The sequence below is a fragment of the Variovorax sp. E3 genome (assembly GCF_016082275.1).
GTDB lineage: Bacteria > Pseudomonadota > Gammaproteobacteria > Burkholderiales > Burkholderiaceae_C > Variovorax.
The window spans coordinates 15,426-30,708 of sequence record NZ_MOWM01000085.1 but is presented as its reverse complement, the minus strand read 5'-3'; the positions used below and the strand labels follow the sequence as shown (position 1 = coordinate 30,708).

Here is a 15,283-nt window from a genome sequence, read left to right as displayed (position 1 = left end):
AAGTGAAGGCCGCTTGCCCCCATCCCGACCTTCCCCCGGAAGGGGAAGGAGCAAGACAACAAAGACAAGACACGGAGACAAGTACGTGATCGACTATCAAAGCCTGCGCTTCGGCTACAAGCGCCACGCCGACCAGGACGCGGCGGCGCCGGCGCACCACCCCGTCGTGATCGTCGGCGCGGGCCCCGTGGGCCTCACGCTGGCCATCGACCTCGCGCTGCGGCAGGTGCCCGTGGTGCTGCTGGACAACGACAACACCCTGTCCAGCGGCTCGCGCGCCATCTGCTTCGCCAAGCGCACGCTCGAAGTGTTCGACCGCCTGGGCTGCGGCGACCGCATGGTCGACAAGGGCGTGTCGTGGAACGTGGGCAAGGTGTTCTTCCACGACGAGCAGGTCTTTCGCTTCGACCTGCTGCCCGAGCCCGGCCACGAGCGCCCGGCCTTCATCAACCTGCAGCAGTACTACGTCGAGGGCTACCTCGTCGAGCGCGCGGCCACGCTGCCGCTGATCGACCTGCGCTGGAACAGCAAGGTCACGGGCATCGAGCAACGCGGTGAAGACGGCGCGGTGCTCACCGTGGAAACGCCCGAAGGCAACTACCAACTGCAGGCCGGCTACGTCGCCGCTTGCGACGGCTCGCGCTCCAACCTGCGCCAGCTGCTCGGCCAGGAAGCCAAGGGCCGCGTGTTCCGCGACCGCTTCCTGATCGCCGACATCACGATGGACGCGCAGCTGCCCACCGAGCGCCGCTTCTGGTTCGACCCCTCGTTCCACCCCGGCCAGAGCGTGCTGCTGCACAAGCAGGCCGACGGCATGTGGCGCGTCGACTTCCAGCTCGGCTGGGACGCCGACCCGGCCGAAGAGCGCAAGCCCGAGAACATCATGCCGCGCGTGCGCGCATTGCTCGACAGCATCGGCTTCGAGGGCGTGCAGTTCCAGATCGGCTGGGCCAGCGTCTACACCTTCGCCTGCCAGCGCATGGAGCGCTTTCGCCACGGCCGCGTGCTGTTCGCGGGCGACTCGGCGCACGGCGTGTCGCCGTTCGGCGCGCGCGGCGCCAACTCGGGCGTGCAGGACGCGGACAACCTCGCCTGGAAGCTCGCCGCCGTGGTGCAGGGCCAGGCGCCCGACGCGCTGCTCGACAGCTACGCCAGCGAGCGCGAGTTCGCGGCCGACGAGAACATCCGCAACTCCACGCGCGCGACCGACTTCATCACGCCCAAGAGCGAGGTGAGCCGGCTGTTCCGCGACGCGGTGCTGGAACTGACCAAGCGCCACGCCTTCGCGCGCACGCTGGTCAACAGCGGCCGGCTGTCGGTGGCCACGGTGCTGCGCGATTCGCCGTTGAACACGGCCGATGCCGACGCCTTCGCGGGCGCGATGGTGCCGGGCGCGGCGGCGGCCGACGCACCCGTGGTGCGCGCCGACGGCACCGCCGGCTGGCTGCTGCGCGAGTGCCATGTCGCGCAGTTCACCGCGCTGGTGTTCGGCCAGGGCGAAGCCGCCGAGCGCAGCCTGCAGGCGCTGAAGGACTGCGACTTTGCGCTGCACGTGGTGCGCGTCGAAGGCGCCACCGCCGACGCCGAACTCGCCGCCCGGCGCTACGACGCGCAACCCGGCACCGTCTACCTGCTGCGGCCCGACCAGCACGTGTGCGCGCGCTGGCGGCAGCCCACGGCGCAGCACATTCGCGCGGCCTTGAATCGCGCACTGGCCAAGGCCTGAGGAACGGAACGCCATGACACAGCTGATCACCACGCCCCATCTCGAAGCCCCCGACGATTTCTACGAAGCGCTCATCGAGGCGCACCAGGGCCTCTCGACCGAAGAGAGCCACGCCTTCAACGCGCGCCTCGTGCTCGTGCTGGCCAACCACATCGGCGCGCTGGCCGTGCTGCGCGAAGCCTTCGACGCGGCGCGCGCCGGCTGAGGCGCACCGCGCCGACGCATTCCAACCTCATCGCGATTTTTTCGAAAGAGAAAGCACATGACCCAAGCAACCCCGCCCGCCGAACGGCGCTACCAGAGCGGCTTCGGCAACGAGTACGCCAGCGAGGCCGTCGCCGGCGCGCTGCCCCAAGGCCGCAACAACCCGCAGCGCGGCCCCTTCGACCTGTACACCGAGCTGATCTCCGGCACCGCCTTCACCGCGCCGCGCCACGAGAACCGCCGCACCTGGCTCTACCGCCGCCAGCCTTCGGTGGTGTCGGGCCGCTACCAGCCGTATGCGCAGCCGCACTGGACCACCGGCGCCGACCGCGAGATCGCGCTGCCGCCCGAGCCGCTGCGCTGGCACCCGCAGCCGCTGGACGGCGCGGCCGACAAGGACTTCATCGACGGCATGCACACCGTCGCGGCCAACGGCGATGCCGAGTCGCAGGTCGGCATCGGCTCGCTGATGTACCTGGCGGGCCGCTCGATGGAGCGCCGCGCCTTCGTCAACGCCGACGGCGAAATGCTGCTGGTACCGCAGCAAGGCCGCCTCGTCATCACCACCGAACTCGGCGTGCTCGACGTGAAGCCCGGCGAGATCGCGGTGCTGCCGCGCGGCATGGCCTTCAAGGTGGCGCTGCCCGACGGCCTGTCGCGCGGCTACGTGTGCGAGAACTACGGCGCGCATTTCCGCCTGCCCGAGCTCGGCCCCATCGGCTCGAACGGCCTGGCCAACGCACGCGACTTCCAGGCGCCCGTGGCGGCCTTCGAGGCGGAAGAAGGCGCCTACGACATCGTCAAGAAATTCGGCGGCCGCTTCTGGCAGGCGCCGATGAAGCAGACGCCCTTCAACGTGGTCGCGTGGCACGGCAACCTGTCGCCGGTGAAGTACGACACGGCGCACTTCATGGTGATCGGCTCGATCAGCTTCGACCACCCCGATCCGTCGATCTTCACCGTGCTGACTTCGCCCAGCGACACGCCCGGCACCGCCAACTGCGACTTCGTGATCTTCCCGCCGCGCTGGATGGTCATGGAGAACACCTTCCGCCCGCCATGGTTCCACCGCAACCTCATGAGCGAGTTCATGGGCCTGGTGCTGGGCGAGTACGACGCCAAGCCGGGCGGCTTCAAGCCCGGCGGCGCGAGCCTGCACAACTGCATGGTGCCGCACGGCCCCGACGAGGAAGCCTTCGACAAGGCCACGCACGCCGACCTCAAGCCGCACAAGCTGGACAACACGCTGGCCTTCATGTTCGAGAGCCGCTACCGATTCATTCCCACCAACTTCGCGCTGAAGAGCGCGGCACTCGACACGGACTACGCGGACTGCTGGGCCGGCCTGAAAGATCAATTCAAAGCATGAAGACTGTTTTCACCCTCACCCGCCGCGCGGCAGCCGTCGCGCTGCTGGCTGCGCCTTTCCTCGCGCACGCGGCCGACTACCCGTCCAGGCCCATCAAGTTCGTGGTGCCCTACACCCCCGGCGGCACCACCGACCTGGTGGCGCGCACGGTGGGCCAGAAGGTCTCGGAGAAGCTGGGCCAGCCGGTGCTGATCGACAACCGCGGCGGCGCGGGCGGCAACATCGGCATGGACGTGGTGGCCAAGGCCGCGCCCGACGGCTACACCATCGGCTTCGGCGCCATCTCGACCAACGCGCTGAACCCGCACATCTACAAGTCGATGGCCTTCGACCCGCGCAAGGACTTCACGGCCATCAGCCTGCTGGGCACCTCGACCATCGTGCTCGAAGTGCCGGCGGCCTCGCCGGTGAAGTCGGTGGCCGACCTGATCGCCGCCGCGAAGAAGAACCCCGGCCTGCCCTACGCCACCGCCGGCGCCGGCACCTCGATGAACCTGGCCGGCGTGATGTTCGCGCAGATGACGGGCACCGACCTCGTGCACGTGGCCTACAAGGGCAGCGGCCCAGCCATCACCGACATGCTGGGCAACAACATCGGCGCGATGTTCGACAACCTGCCGGCGTCGCTGCCGCACATCCAGGCCGGCAAGCTGCGCGCGCTGGCGGTGGCGGGGCCCGCGCGCTCGCCCTCGCTGCCCGACGTGCCGACGATGGCCGAGGCCGGCCTCAAGGGCTACGCGCTGGAGCCGTGGTTCGGCGTGTATGGCCCGGCCAAGCTGCCGGCGCCGATCGTCAAGGCGCTGAACGAAGCGTTCGTGGAAGCGCTCGCGATGCCCGACGTGAAGGCCAAGCTGGCGCAGGCCGGCTTCTCGCCGCGCGGCTCGACGCCGCAGGAGCTGACCACGCTGTCCGAGACCGAATACAAGCGCCTGGGCGACGTCGCCAAAAAGCCGGCATGACGGCCGACTGAACCGATTCACAGAAAGACATTCATCATGACCGCACTCAACGCCACCCATGACCCGAAGCTGCGCAGCTGGGTCGCCTCGGCCAACGAAGCCGGCAACGACTTCCCGATCCAGAACCTGCCCTTCGGCCGCTTCCGCGCCGCGGGCAGCAGCGACACGTTCCGCATCGGCGTCGCCATCGGCGACCAGGTGCTGGACCTGCGCGCCACGGGCCTCGTCGACACCGACGACATGAACGTGCTGATGAACGCCAGCGTGAAGGAGCGCCAGGCCCTGCGCGCCGCCCTCTCGGCCGGCCTGGCCGAAGGCAGCGACAAGCAGGCGGCGTGGTCGAGGGCGCTGCTCGCGCAGAGCAAGGCCGAGATGACCGTGCCTTGCCGCATCGGCGACTACACCGACTTCTACACCGGCATCCATCACGCCACGACCATCGGCAAGCTGTTCCGCCCCGACCAGCCGCTGATGCCCAACTACAAGTGGGTGCCGATCGGTTACCACGGCCGTGCCTCGTCGATCGGCGTGAGCGGCCAGGTCTTCAAGCGCCCGCAGGGCCAGACCAAGGCGCCCGATGCCGCGACGCCGAGCTTCGGCCCGTCCAGGCGCCTGGACTACGAACTGGAGCTGGGCTTCCTGGTGGGCCAGGGCAACGCGCTGGGCGAGCCCATCGCCATCGGCGAGGCCGAAGACCACCTGTTCGGCGTGACGCTGCTCAACGACTGGTCGGCGCGCGACCTGCAGGCCTGGGAATACCAGCCGCTCGGCCCGTTCCTGGCGAAGAATTTCGCGAGCACGCTGTCGCCGTGGATCGTGACGACCGAAGCGCTGGCGCCGTTCCGCGCGAAGTTCGAGCGGCCCGCCGAAGACCCGCAGCCGCTGCCCTACCTCGACTCGCCCGCCAACCGCGAAAGCGGCGCGCTCGACATCACGCTCGAAGTGCTGCTGCAGACCGCGAAGATGCGTGCCGAGGGCGTTGCGCCCGTGCGCCTGACGCGCGGCAACACGACCGAAGCCGCCTACTGGACCGCCGCGCAGCTCATCACGCACCACACGGTGAACGGCTGCAACCTGCAACCGGGCGACCTGCTGGGTTCGGGCACGCTGTCGGGGCCGAAGCCCGATGAAGCCGGCTCGCTGATGGAACTGACGCTGGGCGGCAAGCAGCCGATCACGCTGCCGAACGGCGAGAAGCGCACGTTCCTGGAAGATGGGGACACGCTGGTGATGCGCGGGTATTGCGAGCGCATCGGTGCGGTGCGCATCGGCCTGGGCGAAGTCAGCGGCACGGTGGTCTGATGCCTTGTTCCCTCTCCCGGAGGGAGAGGGAACAATACAGGTCAGGGAGCGGTCGCAGGCGTCGCCGCCGCGGGCCACGCCACTTCGCTTGCCACGCGCGGCTTGCCGATCGGCGCGGTCGCCTTGCCGATCTTGATGGCCGCCATGTCGGCCTCGCTCGGGTACTGGTCGGCGAGCCAGTAGTCGAACACGCGGCGCGCGATGGGCGCCGCGGCGCCCGCGCCCCAGCCCGCGTTCTCCACGATCACCGCGATGGCGATCTTCGGGTCGTTCACCGGCGCGAAGCCCATGAACAGCGCGTGGTCCCGCTGGTGCTCTTCGAGCGCGCGGGCGTTGTACTTGGTGTTCTGCGCCTGCGTCACGGCCTGCGCCGTGCCGGTCTTGCCGGCCGCCTGGTAGAGCGCGCCCGCGAACACGCCGCGCGCCGTGCCGCTGGTGACCACGCTGGTCAGGCCCTCGCGGATCACCGAGATGGCCGACGCGGTGTAGCCCAGGTTTTCCGCCGGCGGCTGCGGCAGCGGCACCACCTGCCCGCTCACCGTGTTGCGCGTGGCCAGCACGAGGTGCGGCTTGTGCTTGAGGCCGCCGTCGGCCACGATGGCCGTGGCCTGCGCCAGTTGCAGCATCGTGAAGCTGTTGTAGCCCTGCCCGATGCCCAGCGAAATCGTTTCGCCCGCGTACCACTTCTTGGCCTCGGGGCGCTTGTAGGCGTTGCGCTTCCACTCGGTGCTCGGCAGCACGCCGCGCACTTCGCCGCCCAGGTCGATGCCGGTGATCTGGCCGAAGCCCAGCGGCTTCATCGAGTCGTGGATCAGGTCCACGCCCATCTCGTTGGCCAGCGAATAGAAATAGATGTTGCTCGACAGCTGGATCGCGCGGCGCATGTCGACGCCGCCCAGGTTGCCTTCGGGGCTGCCGAAGCGGTGGCCGCCGAAGTTGAAGTAGCCGGGGTCGTTCACCACCACGCTGGGGCTGCGCTTGCCGGTTTGCAGCGCCGCCAGCGCCATGAAGGGCTTGTACGTGGAGCCGGGCGGGTAGGTGCCGCGCAGCGCGCGGTTCAGCAGCGGCTTGTCGATCGATTCGGTCAGCGCCGCCCAGCTCTCGTTGTCGATGCCTTCGACGAACAGGTTGGGGTCGAAGGTGGGCTTGCTCACGAAGGCCAGGATCTCGCCGGTCTTCGGGTCGATGGCCACCACCGCGCCGCGGCGCTCGCCGAACATGTCCTCGACCAGCTTCTGCAGCTTGATGTCCAGCGACAGCATCACGGTGTTGCCGGGCGTGGCCGGGTGGCTCGCCAGGCGGCGCACGGCACGGCCGCCGGCCGAGGTTTCCATCTGCTCGACACCGGTCTGGCCGTGCAGCGTTTTTTCGTAGCTCTGCTCGATGCCGAGCTTGCCGATGTAGTCGGTGCCCTTGTAGTTGGCCTGCTCGTCTTCGTCCCAGTCTTCCATCGCGGTCTTCTCGCGCTGGTTGATGCGGCCGATGTAGCCCAGCACGTGCGAGGCCAGCTCGCCCTGCGGGTAGTTGCGGAACAGCCGCGCCTTGATTTCCACGCCCGGAAAGCGGTAGCGCTGCGCCGCGAAGCGCGCGACTTCCTCGTCGCTCAGGCGGGTGCGGATCGGAATGGAGTCGAAGCTGCGCGAGTCTTCGCGCAGGCGCTTGAAGCGGCGGCGGTCGCGCGGCGAAATCTCGAGCACCTGCGTCAGGCTGTCGATGGTTTCCTCGACGTCGCCCACCTTCGAGGGCGTGATCTCCAGCGTGTAGGCCGAATAGTTGGAGGCCAGCACGATGCCGCTGCGGTCCAGGATCAGGCCCCGGTTGGGCACCACCGGCACCACGGCCGTGCGGTTGCTCTCGGCCTGCTCGGCCAGGTCTTCGTGTCGCGTGACCTGCAGGTACACCAGCCGCGCGCACAGCAGCCCGAAGGCGAACAGCACCGCCAGGCCGATGACGATCACGCGGCGCTTGAAGCGCGCGAGGTCGGCGGCGACGTTGCGGATTTCGGTCATGGCGGTGCGAGCTTAGGCGCGTGCACAGTCAATGGCAAATGCCGCCCCGTGCCGCGAAGAGCGCCGGCGATCCATCGCGGAACACCGCGGAACGGGCTTTGCCCGGCCGCTGGTGTTGCCCCCGGCGAGGGGGTTGGCGAAGCGACACGCAGTGCGCGAAGCCTGGGGGAGCGCTCATAGCGGGCGGTTCTCGTCGGGTTCCGGCGTTCGGCGCTGAGGGGCCAGCAGCAACGCCGTTGCAATGGGCCACAGGGCGGCCTCGATGGCGGGCGAGATCAGCACGGTCCAGCCCGGGAACACGCCGCCGCCGATCATGCGCGTGATGACCTCGATCAGCTGCGACAGCGCAAACAGCGGCAGCACCTGCAGCGCCTGCGACAGCACCGGGTACCAGAGCAGGCGCCGGTGGATGGTGATCGCGAAGAAGCCCAGCGTGGTGTAGGACAGCGCATGCTGGCCCAGCATCGACGACTGGTGCACGTCCATGCACAGGCCGAAGACGAAGGCCGCGCCGATGCCCACGCGCGAGGGCTGGTGCACGCCCCAGAACACGATCACCAGCGCCAGCAGGTCGGGCATCCACACCGCGCGGCCGATCGGCACCATGTTCACGAGCAGCGCCGCCACGAGGCTGGTCCACATGAAGAAGGGGCTGACGGGCAGCAACAGCTGCTGCTGGCCGGGACGCTTGATCATCGGCGCTCTCCCTGCTTCTTTTCGTTCTTGCCCGCGCCGGGCTTGCCGTCCGGGCGCTTGCGCTGGGTGGCGGCGGGCGGCGTGGGCGGGGGCGCGGTCGGGGCGCCCGTGGGTTCGAGCACGAGCACGTAGCGCGCGGCCGTCACATGAGCCAAAGGTATGCAATAGATGCGGGCGAAGGCCGAGTCGGCGCGGCGCTCGATGCGCTCGATCTTGGCCACCGGCAGGCCGGCGGGGTAGATGCCGTCGACGCCGCTGGTGGAGAGCAGGTCGCCTTCCTGCAGGTCGGCATTGGCGGCCATGAAGCGCAGCTCCAGGCCGCCGCCGTGCGCCGAGGCGTCGCCGAAGGCCACGCTGCGCACGCCGGTGCGGGTGTTCTGCACGGGAATGGCCAGGTCGCGGTCGATCACCAGCGTGACCTCGCTCGTGAAGGGCAGCACCTGCGTGACCTGGCCCAGCACGCCGCGCGCGTCGATCACCGGCGAGCCGGCCACGACGCCCTGGGTCATGCCCTGGTCGATGACGATCTTGCGGGTGTAGGGGTCGGCCGCGTCGTACAGCACCTCGGCCGCGCGGCCCGGCGTGGTCGTGGCCTGGCGCAGCTCCAGCAGCTCGCGCAGGCGGGCGTTGTCCTGGGCCAGCGTGTCGGCCTGGGCGGCGCGCTCGGCCTGCATCATCAGCGCCTTGCGGGCGTCGGCCTCGTTGCGCTGGGCGGTCTGCAGGTCTTCGAGGTAGCGGCCGCCGCCGAGCATGGCCTGCACCGGCTTCAGCGCCACCCATTGCACGGGGTACAGCACCGCGCCGATGCCCGCGCGGATGGGCTGCACGATATGAAAGCGTGCGTCGGCCACCATGAGGAACAGGGCAAGCGCGCCGAAGAAGATCAGCTTGCTGAGTGCCGATTGCCCCTGGTTGAACAGGGGTGGCGCGGTGCGATCGAGCGTGCCCAGAGGCATGAATTCAGACCCGGCGGTGGTGCGGAATCAAATAACAAAAAGCCGGCCTGCGCAAGCAGAGGCCGGCCGATGATGCAGCAGCCTGCTTACTCGCTCGTGAAGATGCTGCCCAGGCGGTCCATGCGTTCGAGCGCAATGCCGCAGCCGCGCACCACGCAGGTCAGCGGGTCTTCGGCCACCAGCACAGGCAGGCCGGTTTCCTCGGCCAGCAGGCGATCGAGGTCGCGCAGCAGCGCGCCGCCGCCGGTCAGCATCATGCCGCGCTCGGCGATGTCGGCGCCCAGTTCGGGCGGCGTTTGCTCCAGCGCGTTCTTCACGGCCGAGACGATGTTGTTGAGCGGATCGGTCAGGGCTTCCAGCACTTCGTTGCTGCTGATGGTGAAGCTGCGCGGCACGCCTTCGGAAAGGTTGCGGCCCTTGACTTCCATTTCCTTGACTTCGGAGCCCGGGAAGGCCGAGCCGATGTTCTTCTTGATGACTTCGGCCGTCGGCTCGCCGATCAGCATGCCGTAGTTGCGGCGGATGTAGTTGATGATGGCTTCGTCGAAGCGGTCGCCGCCCACGCGGACCGAGCCCTTGTAGACCATGCCGCCCAGCGAGATCACGCCCACTTCGGTGGTGCCGCCGCCGATGTCCACCACCATCGAGCCCGAGGCTTCGCTCACGGGCAGGCCCGCGCCGATGGCCGCGGCCATGGGTTCCTCGATCAGGTAGACCGAAGTGGCGCCTGCGGCTTCAGCCGCGTCCTTGATGGCGCGGCGCTCGACCTGGGTCGAGCCGCAGGGCACGCAGATGATGATGCGCGGGCTCGGCGTGAGCAGCGTGCGCGGGTGCACCATCTTGATGAACTGCTTGATCATCTGCTCGGTGATCACGAAGTCGGCGATCACGCCGTCCTTCATCGGGCGGATCGCCTCGATGTTGCCGGGCACCTTGCCCAGCATGGCCTTGGCTTCGCGGCCGACGGCCTGGATCACCTTCTTGCCGTGGGGGCCACCTTCGTGGCGAATGGCGACAACCGAGGGCTCGTCCAGCACGATGCCCTTGTTGCGGGCAAATATCAGGGTGTTGGCGGTGCCGAGGTCGATCGCGAGGTCGGTGGAAAAGTACCGACGGAAAGCTCCAAACATGTGCGGAATCCTCTGAGCACGGCCTGCGCATCGGCAGGTCGTCGCTCTATTTTTTGGGTCGTTTGACGGGGTGAATTGATCGTTTTTGGCGCAAAAGCCGGCGCGTTCGCGGGGGTTGCGGCAAAGGCGGGATAATACCCGAATCCCCTCTGATTCCTGTATTAGTACCGGCTCCGCGGTGCGATTACCCCTGCTTTTTTAGCGTTTCGACCCTATGTCACTTTCCGCTTCAGATATTGCGCGCATCGCCTCGCTGGCGAGGCTGCAGCTGGCTTCCGACGAAAGCGAGCGCATGCTCAGCCAGATCAACGGCTTTTTCGACCTGGTCGAACGCATGCGTTCGGTGGACACCACCGGCGTCGAGCCGCTGGCCCATCCCGTGGCCGCGCTCGAAGACATCACGCTGCGCCTGCGCGACGACGTGGTGAGCGAGCCTGACAACCGCGAAGCCAACCAGAAGAGCGCCCCGGCCGTCGAAGCCGGCCTGTTCCTCGTGCCCAAGGTGATCGAATAATGAGCAACGGTGAACTGCACCAGATGAGCGTGGTCGCGCTGGCCAAGGCGCTGGCCGACCGCAAGGTTTCGGCCGTCGAGGCCTCGCAGGTATTCCTTGGCCGCATGAAGGCCCACGAATCGCTCGGCACCTTCGTCGACGTCAACGAGGACGTCACGCTGGCCCAGGCCCGCGCCGCCGACGCGCGCATCGCCGCCGGCAACGCCCCCGCGCTGGCCGGCGTGCCGATCGCGCACAAGGACATCTTCGTCACCACCGACTTCGCCACCACCGCCGGCTCGAAGATGCTCGCGGGCTACCGCTCGCCGTTCGACGCGACCGTGGTCAGGCGCCTGGCCGAGGCCGGCGCGGTCACGCTGGGCAAGCTGAGCTGCGACGAGTTCGCGATGGGCTCGGCCAACGAGAACGTCGCCGTGCCCGCCGTGGGCCACGACAAGGCCGTGCCGGTGCAGAACCCCTGGAACCGCGCGCACATTCCGGGCGGCTCGTCGGGCGCCAGCGCGGCGGCCGTGGCGGCGCGCCTTGCGCCCGCGGCCACCGGCACCGACACCGGCGGCTCGATCCGCCAGCCGGCCTCTTTCTGCGGCGTGACCGGCATCAAGCCCACCTACGGCCGCGCCTCGCGCTACGGCATGGTGGCCTTCGCGTCCAGCCTCGACCAGGCCGGCCCGATGGCCCGCTCGGCCGAAGACTGCGCGCTGCTGCTGTCGGCCTTCTGCGGCCCCGACCTCGACCGCGACTCGACCTCGCTCGACAAGCCCGCCGAAGACTTCAGCCGCTCGCTGAACGACTCACTCGAGGGCCTGCGCATCGGCGTGCCCAAGGAGTTCTTCGGCGAAGGCGTGGCACCCGGCGTGCGCGCGGCCATCGACGCCGCGCTCGCGCAATACGAGAAGCTCGGCGCCAGGCGCGTCGAAGTGACGCTGCCGCGCACCGAGCTGTCGATTCCCGTGTACTACATCCTGGCCGCAGCCGAGGCCTCGAGCAACCTGAGCCGCTTCGACGGCGTCAAGTTCGGCCACCGCGCCAAGCAGTACAAGGACCTGGCCGAGATGTACGAACGCACGCGCGCCGAAGGCTTCGGCGATGAAGTGAAGCGCCGCATCATGATCGGCACCTACGTGCTCTCGCACGGCTACTACGACGCCTACTACCTGCAGGCGCAAAAGGTGCGCCGCATGATCGCGGACGACTTCCAGCAGGCCTTCAGGCAGTGCGACGTGATCGCCGGCCCCGCTGCGCCCACCACCGCATGGAAGCTCGGCGAACACGGCGACGACCCCGTGGCCGACTACCTGGCCGACATCTTCACGCTGCCCGCCTCGCTGGCAGGCCTGCCGGGCATGAGCGTGCCCGCGGGCTTCGACAGCGGCATGCCCGTGGGCCTGCAACTGATCGGCAACTACTTCGGCGAAGCGAAGCTGCTCAACGCGGCGCATCGCTTCCAGCAGGCCACCGACTGGCACGCACGTACGCCGGAGGGCTTCTGAAATGAGCGAAACCGTGAACACATTCGAAGCACAACAACAGGGCCGCCCGACCGGTCCGCTGGTGCGCGGCTATGAAGTCATCATCGGCTTCGAGACGCACGCGCAACTGTCGACCGCGAGCAAGATCTTCAGCCGCGCCTCCACCGCGTTCGGCGCCGAGCCCAACACGCAGGCCTGCGCGGTCGACCTGGCGCTGCCCGGCACGCTGCCCGTGATGAACAAGGGCGCGGTCGAACGCGCCATCAAGCTGGGCCTGGCGCTGGGCTCGCACATTGCGCCGCGCAGCGTGTTCGCGCGCAAGAACTACTTCTACCCCGACCTGCCCAAGGGCTACCAGATCAGCCAGTTCGAGATTCCGGTCGTGCAGGGCGGCGCGGTGTCGTTCTTCCTCGGCGAAGAAAAGAAGACCGTGCGCCTGGTGCGTGCCCACCTCGAGGAAGACGCGGGCAAGTCGCTGCACGAAGACTTCATCGGCCAGAGCGGCATCGACCTGAACCGCGCCGGCACGCCGCTGCTGGAGATCGTGACCGAGCCCGACATGCGCTCCACCGCCGAGGCCGTGGCCTATGCGAAAGAGCTGCACAAGATCGTCACGTGGATCGGCATCTGCGACGGCAACATGCAGGAAGGCAGCTTTCGCTGCGACGCCAACGTGTCGGTGCGCAAGCCCGGCGACAAGCTCGGCACGCGCCGCGAAATCAAGAACCTGAACAGCTTCAAGTTCATGCAGCAGGCCATCGACTACGAGATCAACTCGCAGATCGACGAGCTCGAGGACGGCCGCGCCATCGAACAGGCCACCGTGCTGTTCGACCCCGCCACCGGCGAGACGCGCACCATGCGCACCAAGGAAGACGCGGCCGACTACCGCTACTTCCCCGACCCCGACCTGCCGCCGCTGAGCATTGCCGCCGATTGGATCGAGCGTGTGAAGGCCACCATGCCCGAGCTGCCGCGCGCCACCGCAGAGCGCTATGTGCGCGACCACGGCCTGTCGGAATACGACGCCGCGCAGCTCACGCAGAGCGCCGCGCTGGCCGCCTACTTCGACGACGCCGTGAACGCGGGCGCCACGCCCAAGCTCGCGAGCAACTGGATCACCGGCGAGATGGCGCGCGCCTGAACGCGGCCGAGATCGGCATCGAGGCCGCGCCCGTCAAGGCGCGGCAACTGGCCCAGCTCGTCAAGCGCATCGCCGAAGGCACGCTGCCCAACAACGCCGCGCGCCAGGTGTTCGACGCGCTGTGGACCGGCGAAGGCAGCGATGTCGACGCCATCATCGAGGCGAAAGACCTGAAGCCGATGGCCGACACCGGCGCGCTCGACAAGATCCTCGACGAGGTGATTGCCAGGAACGCGAAGAACGTCGAGGAGTACCGCGCCGGCAAGGAGAAGGCGCTGAACGGCCTCGTGGGCCAGGTCATGAAGGCCAGCGGCGGCAAGGCCAACCCCGCGCAGGTGACCGATCTGCTCAAGGCCAAGCTGGCCTGATCGAGGCAAGACGCCGGGGCCTGGCGCAAGGCCCCGGCAGCCTGTTGTTGATGTTCAGCGGGGGTTGCCGCCGTTCTGCGGCGACCACAGTGTTTTCAGGCGCGTGCGCTCTTCGTCGAAGCGCGCATTCACGCGCTTCTTCTCTTCTTCCTGCTCGCCGATGAAGCGGTTCTGCACCGCCACGCTCTGGGTGTTGTCCTCGAGCCGGCGGCGCACGGCGCCCGGCGCCTTGCCCGGGTCCTGCTTGTAGAACTCCATCTCCTCGTCGATCTTCTTGCGGTCGTCGCCGAGTTCGGCAATGCGCTTTTTCGCGGCCTGCGTCACCGTGTCGATCTGCGCCAGCGCCTCGGCGCGCTCGCGGTCGTGCGTGGCGGCATTGGGGTAGCGCACCAGCAGCGCCCGTTCGCGCCGGCGCTCGTCGGTCAGGCGCGCGGCCTGGATGGCGGCCTCGCGCGCGCGGTCTTCGCGCTCCTGCAGTTCGCGCGCGGTGTAGGTCGGCTCGACCTTGCGGCGCACCGAGCCGCTCGGGTTGAGCTCGCGCTGCTCGCGGTCGCTGCATTCGGCGATCGGCCGGTCGGCCGTGAGCGTGCGCCCGCGCGCGTCGGTGCAGGTGAAGATGCCGGGAGAGGCGCCTTCCGGTTTCTGCGATTGCGCATGCAACGCGCCGCAAAAGCCCGTCGCCGCCAGGAAAGTTGCCGCCGCCAGCAGGCGAGTCGGCTTGCCGTTGTCGCGTGCGTGCATCGGCGTTGTGCCTCAGCTGGCGCCGTAGCGCGTGCGGTAGGCCAGCACGCGGTCGCGGTGCGTGCCCAGGTCGGCTGCCGCGCTGCCCGAGAGGTAGCTCAGCAGGTCGTCCAGCGTGGCGATGGCGATCACCGACAGGCCCAGCTGGTTGCGCACGTACTGCACGGCGCTGTGGTCCACGTCGACGCCGTTCTCGGTCGCCTTTTCCTGCCGGTCGAGGGCAATGGCCACGGCATGCGGCGTGGCGCCGGCCGCCTGGATGGCCGCGATCGACTCGCGCACCGCGGTGCCGGCCGACATCACGTCGTCGACGATCAGCACGCGGCCCTTCAGCGGCGCGCCCACCAGGTTGCCGCCCTCGCCGTGCGCCTTGGCTTCCTTGCGGTTGTAGGCAAAGGGGTAGTTGCGCCCGCGCCGGGCCAGCTCGGCGGCCACCGTGGCGCCCAGCGGAATGCCCTTGTAGGCGGGGCCGAAGATCATGTCGAATTCGAGCCCGCTTTCGATCAACCGGTCTGCATAGAATCCGGCGAGACGGGCGATCTTGCCGCCGTCGTCGAAGAGCCCCGAATTGAAGAAATAAGGACTCATTCGGCCGGCTTTTGTCTTGAATTCGCCAAAGCGCAGCACGCCGGCATCCAACGCGAACTGGACGAAGTCCTGTGCGACCGCGCTGCTTTTCTGACCATCTACAGCCAT

12 protein-coding genes and 2 pseudogenes are annotated in these 15,283 nt (G+C 68.5%); 8 read left to right on the top strand and 6 right to left on the bottom strand.

What is annotated here, in order from left to right; all coding sequences use genetic code 11:
- Positions 1–85 precede the first annotated feature (85 nt).
- The 5 genes and pseudogenes from BMG07_RS25080 (at position 86) to fahA (ending at position 5,560) form a co-directional block, all read left to right on the top strand.
- The gene (locus BMG07_RS25080; RefSeq protein ID WP_198086815.1) at positions 86–1,726 is read left to right on the top strand and encodes an FAD-dependent monooxygenase; all 1,641 of its coding nucleotides are present in this window, start codon (positions 86–88) and stop codon (positions 1,724–1,726) included.
- Positions 1,727–1,739: 13 nt separating this feature from the next.
- A complete protein-coding gene (locus tag BMG07_RS25075) occupies positions 1,740–1,931 on the top strand; it encodes a DUF2783 domain-containing protein (RefSeq protein WP_198086814.1) in 192 nt (63 codons plus the stop codon).
- A 57-nt stretch (positions 1,932–1,988) separates the two neighbouring features.
- Positions 1,989–3,299 carry a homogentisate 1,2-dioxygenase gene (gene hmgA / locus BMG07_RS25070; protein WP_198086813.1) on the top strand — a complete coding sequence of 437 codons (1,311 nt, stop codon included), beginning with the start codon at positions 1,989–1,991 and terminating at the stop codon, positions 3,297–3,299.
- Positions 3,296–4,269 (top strand): annotated as a pseudogene (locus BMG07_RS25065) (Bug family tripartite tricarboxylate transporter substrate binding protein). Before hmgA ends, BMG07_RS25065 begins: the two are co-directional and overlap by 4 nt.
- Before the next feature lie 25 nt (positions 4,270–4,294).
- Positions 4,295–5,560: a fumarylacetoacetase gene (fahA, locus tag BMG07_RS25060; RefSeq protein WP_198086811.1), complete on the top strand. Its 1,266-nt coding sequence runs from the start codon at positions 4,295–4,297 to the stop codon at positions 5,558–5,560.
- A gap of 41 nt (positions 5,561–5,601) precedes the next feature.
- Here the strand turns inward: fahA and mrdA are convergent, their stop codons facing one another.
- The 4 genes from mrdA to BMG07_RS25040 form a co-directional block, all read right to left on the bottom strand.
- Positions 5,602–7,569, bottom strand: coding sequence for a penicillin-binding protein 2 (gene mrdA / locus BMG07_RS25055; protein ID WP_198086810.1), 1,968 nt, complete (start codon positions 7,567–7,569; stop codon positions 5,602–5,604).
- Positions 7,570–7,743: 174 nt separating this feature from the next.
- Positions 7,744–8,265, bottom strand: a complete 522-nt coding sequence (gene mreD, locus BMG07_RS25050) for a rod shape-determining protein MreD (protein ID WP_198086809.1) — start codon at positions 8,263–8,265, stop codon at positions 7,744–7,746.
- Positions 8,262–9,221 (bottom strand): rod shape-determining protein MreC, encoded by a 960-nt coding sequence (gene mreC, locus BMG07_RS25045; protein ID WP_198086808.1) that lies wholly within the window; start codon positions 9,219–9,221, stop codon positions 8,262–8,264. The genes mreD and mreC overlap by 4 nt, the downstream gene beginning before the upstream one ends.
- Before the next feature lie 86 nt (positions 9,222–9,307).
- Positions 9,308–10,351: a rod shape-determining protein gene (locus tag BMG07_RS25040; protein WP_007833435.1), complete on the bottom strand. Its 1,044-nt coding sequence runs from the start codon at positions 10,349–10,351 to the stop codon at positions 9,308–9,310.
- 214 nt (positions 10,352–10,565) lie between these two features.
- On the opposite strand from BMG07_RS25040, the gene gatC reads away from it, so the two are divergent.
- The 3 genes and pseudogenes from gatC (at position 10,566) to gatB (ending at position 13,846) form a co-directional block, all read left to right on the top strand.
- Positions 10,566–10,865: an Asp-tRNA(Asn)/Glu-tRNA(Gln) amidotransferase subunit GatC gene (gene gatC / locus BMG07_RS25035; RefSeq protein ID WP_198086807.1), complete on the top strand. Its 300-nt coding sequence runs from the start codon at positions 10,566–10,568 to the stop codon at positions 10,863–10,865.
- On the top strand, positions 10,865–12,355 hold the full coding sequence (gatA, locus tag BMG07_RS25030; protein WP_198086806.1) for an Asp-tRNA(Asn)/Glu-tRNA(Gln) amidotransferase subunit GatA: 1,491 nt from the start codon (positions 10,865–10,867) through the stop codon (positions 12,353–12,355). Before gatC ends, gatA begins: the two co-directional genes overlap by 1 nt.
- Position 12,356: 1 nt before the next feature.
- A pseudogene (gene gatB, locus BMG07_RS25025) lies at positions 12,357–13,846 on the top strand (Asp-tRNA(Asn)/Glu-tRNA(Gln) amidotransferase subunit GatB).
- Between the two features lie 54 nt (positions 13,847–13,900).
- Here the strand turns inward: gatB and BMG07_RS25020 are convergent.
- Both BMG07_RS25020 and pyrE read right to left on the bottom strand, forming a co-directional pair.
- A complete protein-coding gene (locus BMG07_RS25020) occupies positions 13,901–14,587 on the bottom strand; it encodes a DUF4124 domain-containing protein (RefSeq protein WP_198086805.1) in 687 nt (228 codons plus the stop codon).
- A gap of 12 nt (positions 14,588–14,599) precedes the next feature.
- Positions 14,600–15,283, bottom strand: coding sequence for an orotate phosphoribosyltransferase (gene pyrE, locus BMG07_RS25015; RefSeq protein WP_198086804.1), 684 nt, complete (start codon positions 15,281–15,283; stop codon positions 14,600–14,602).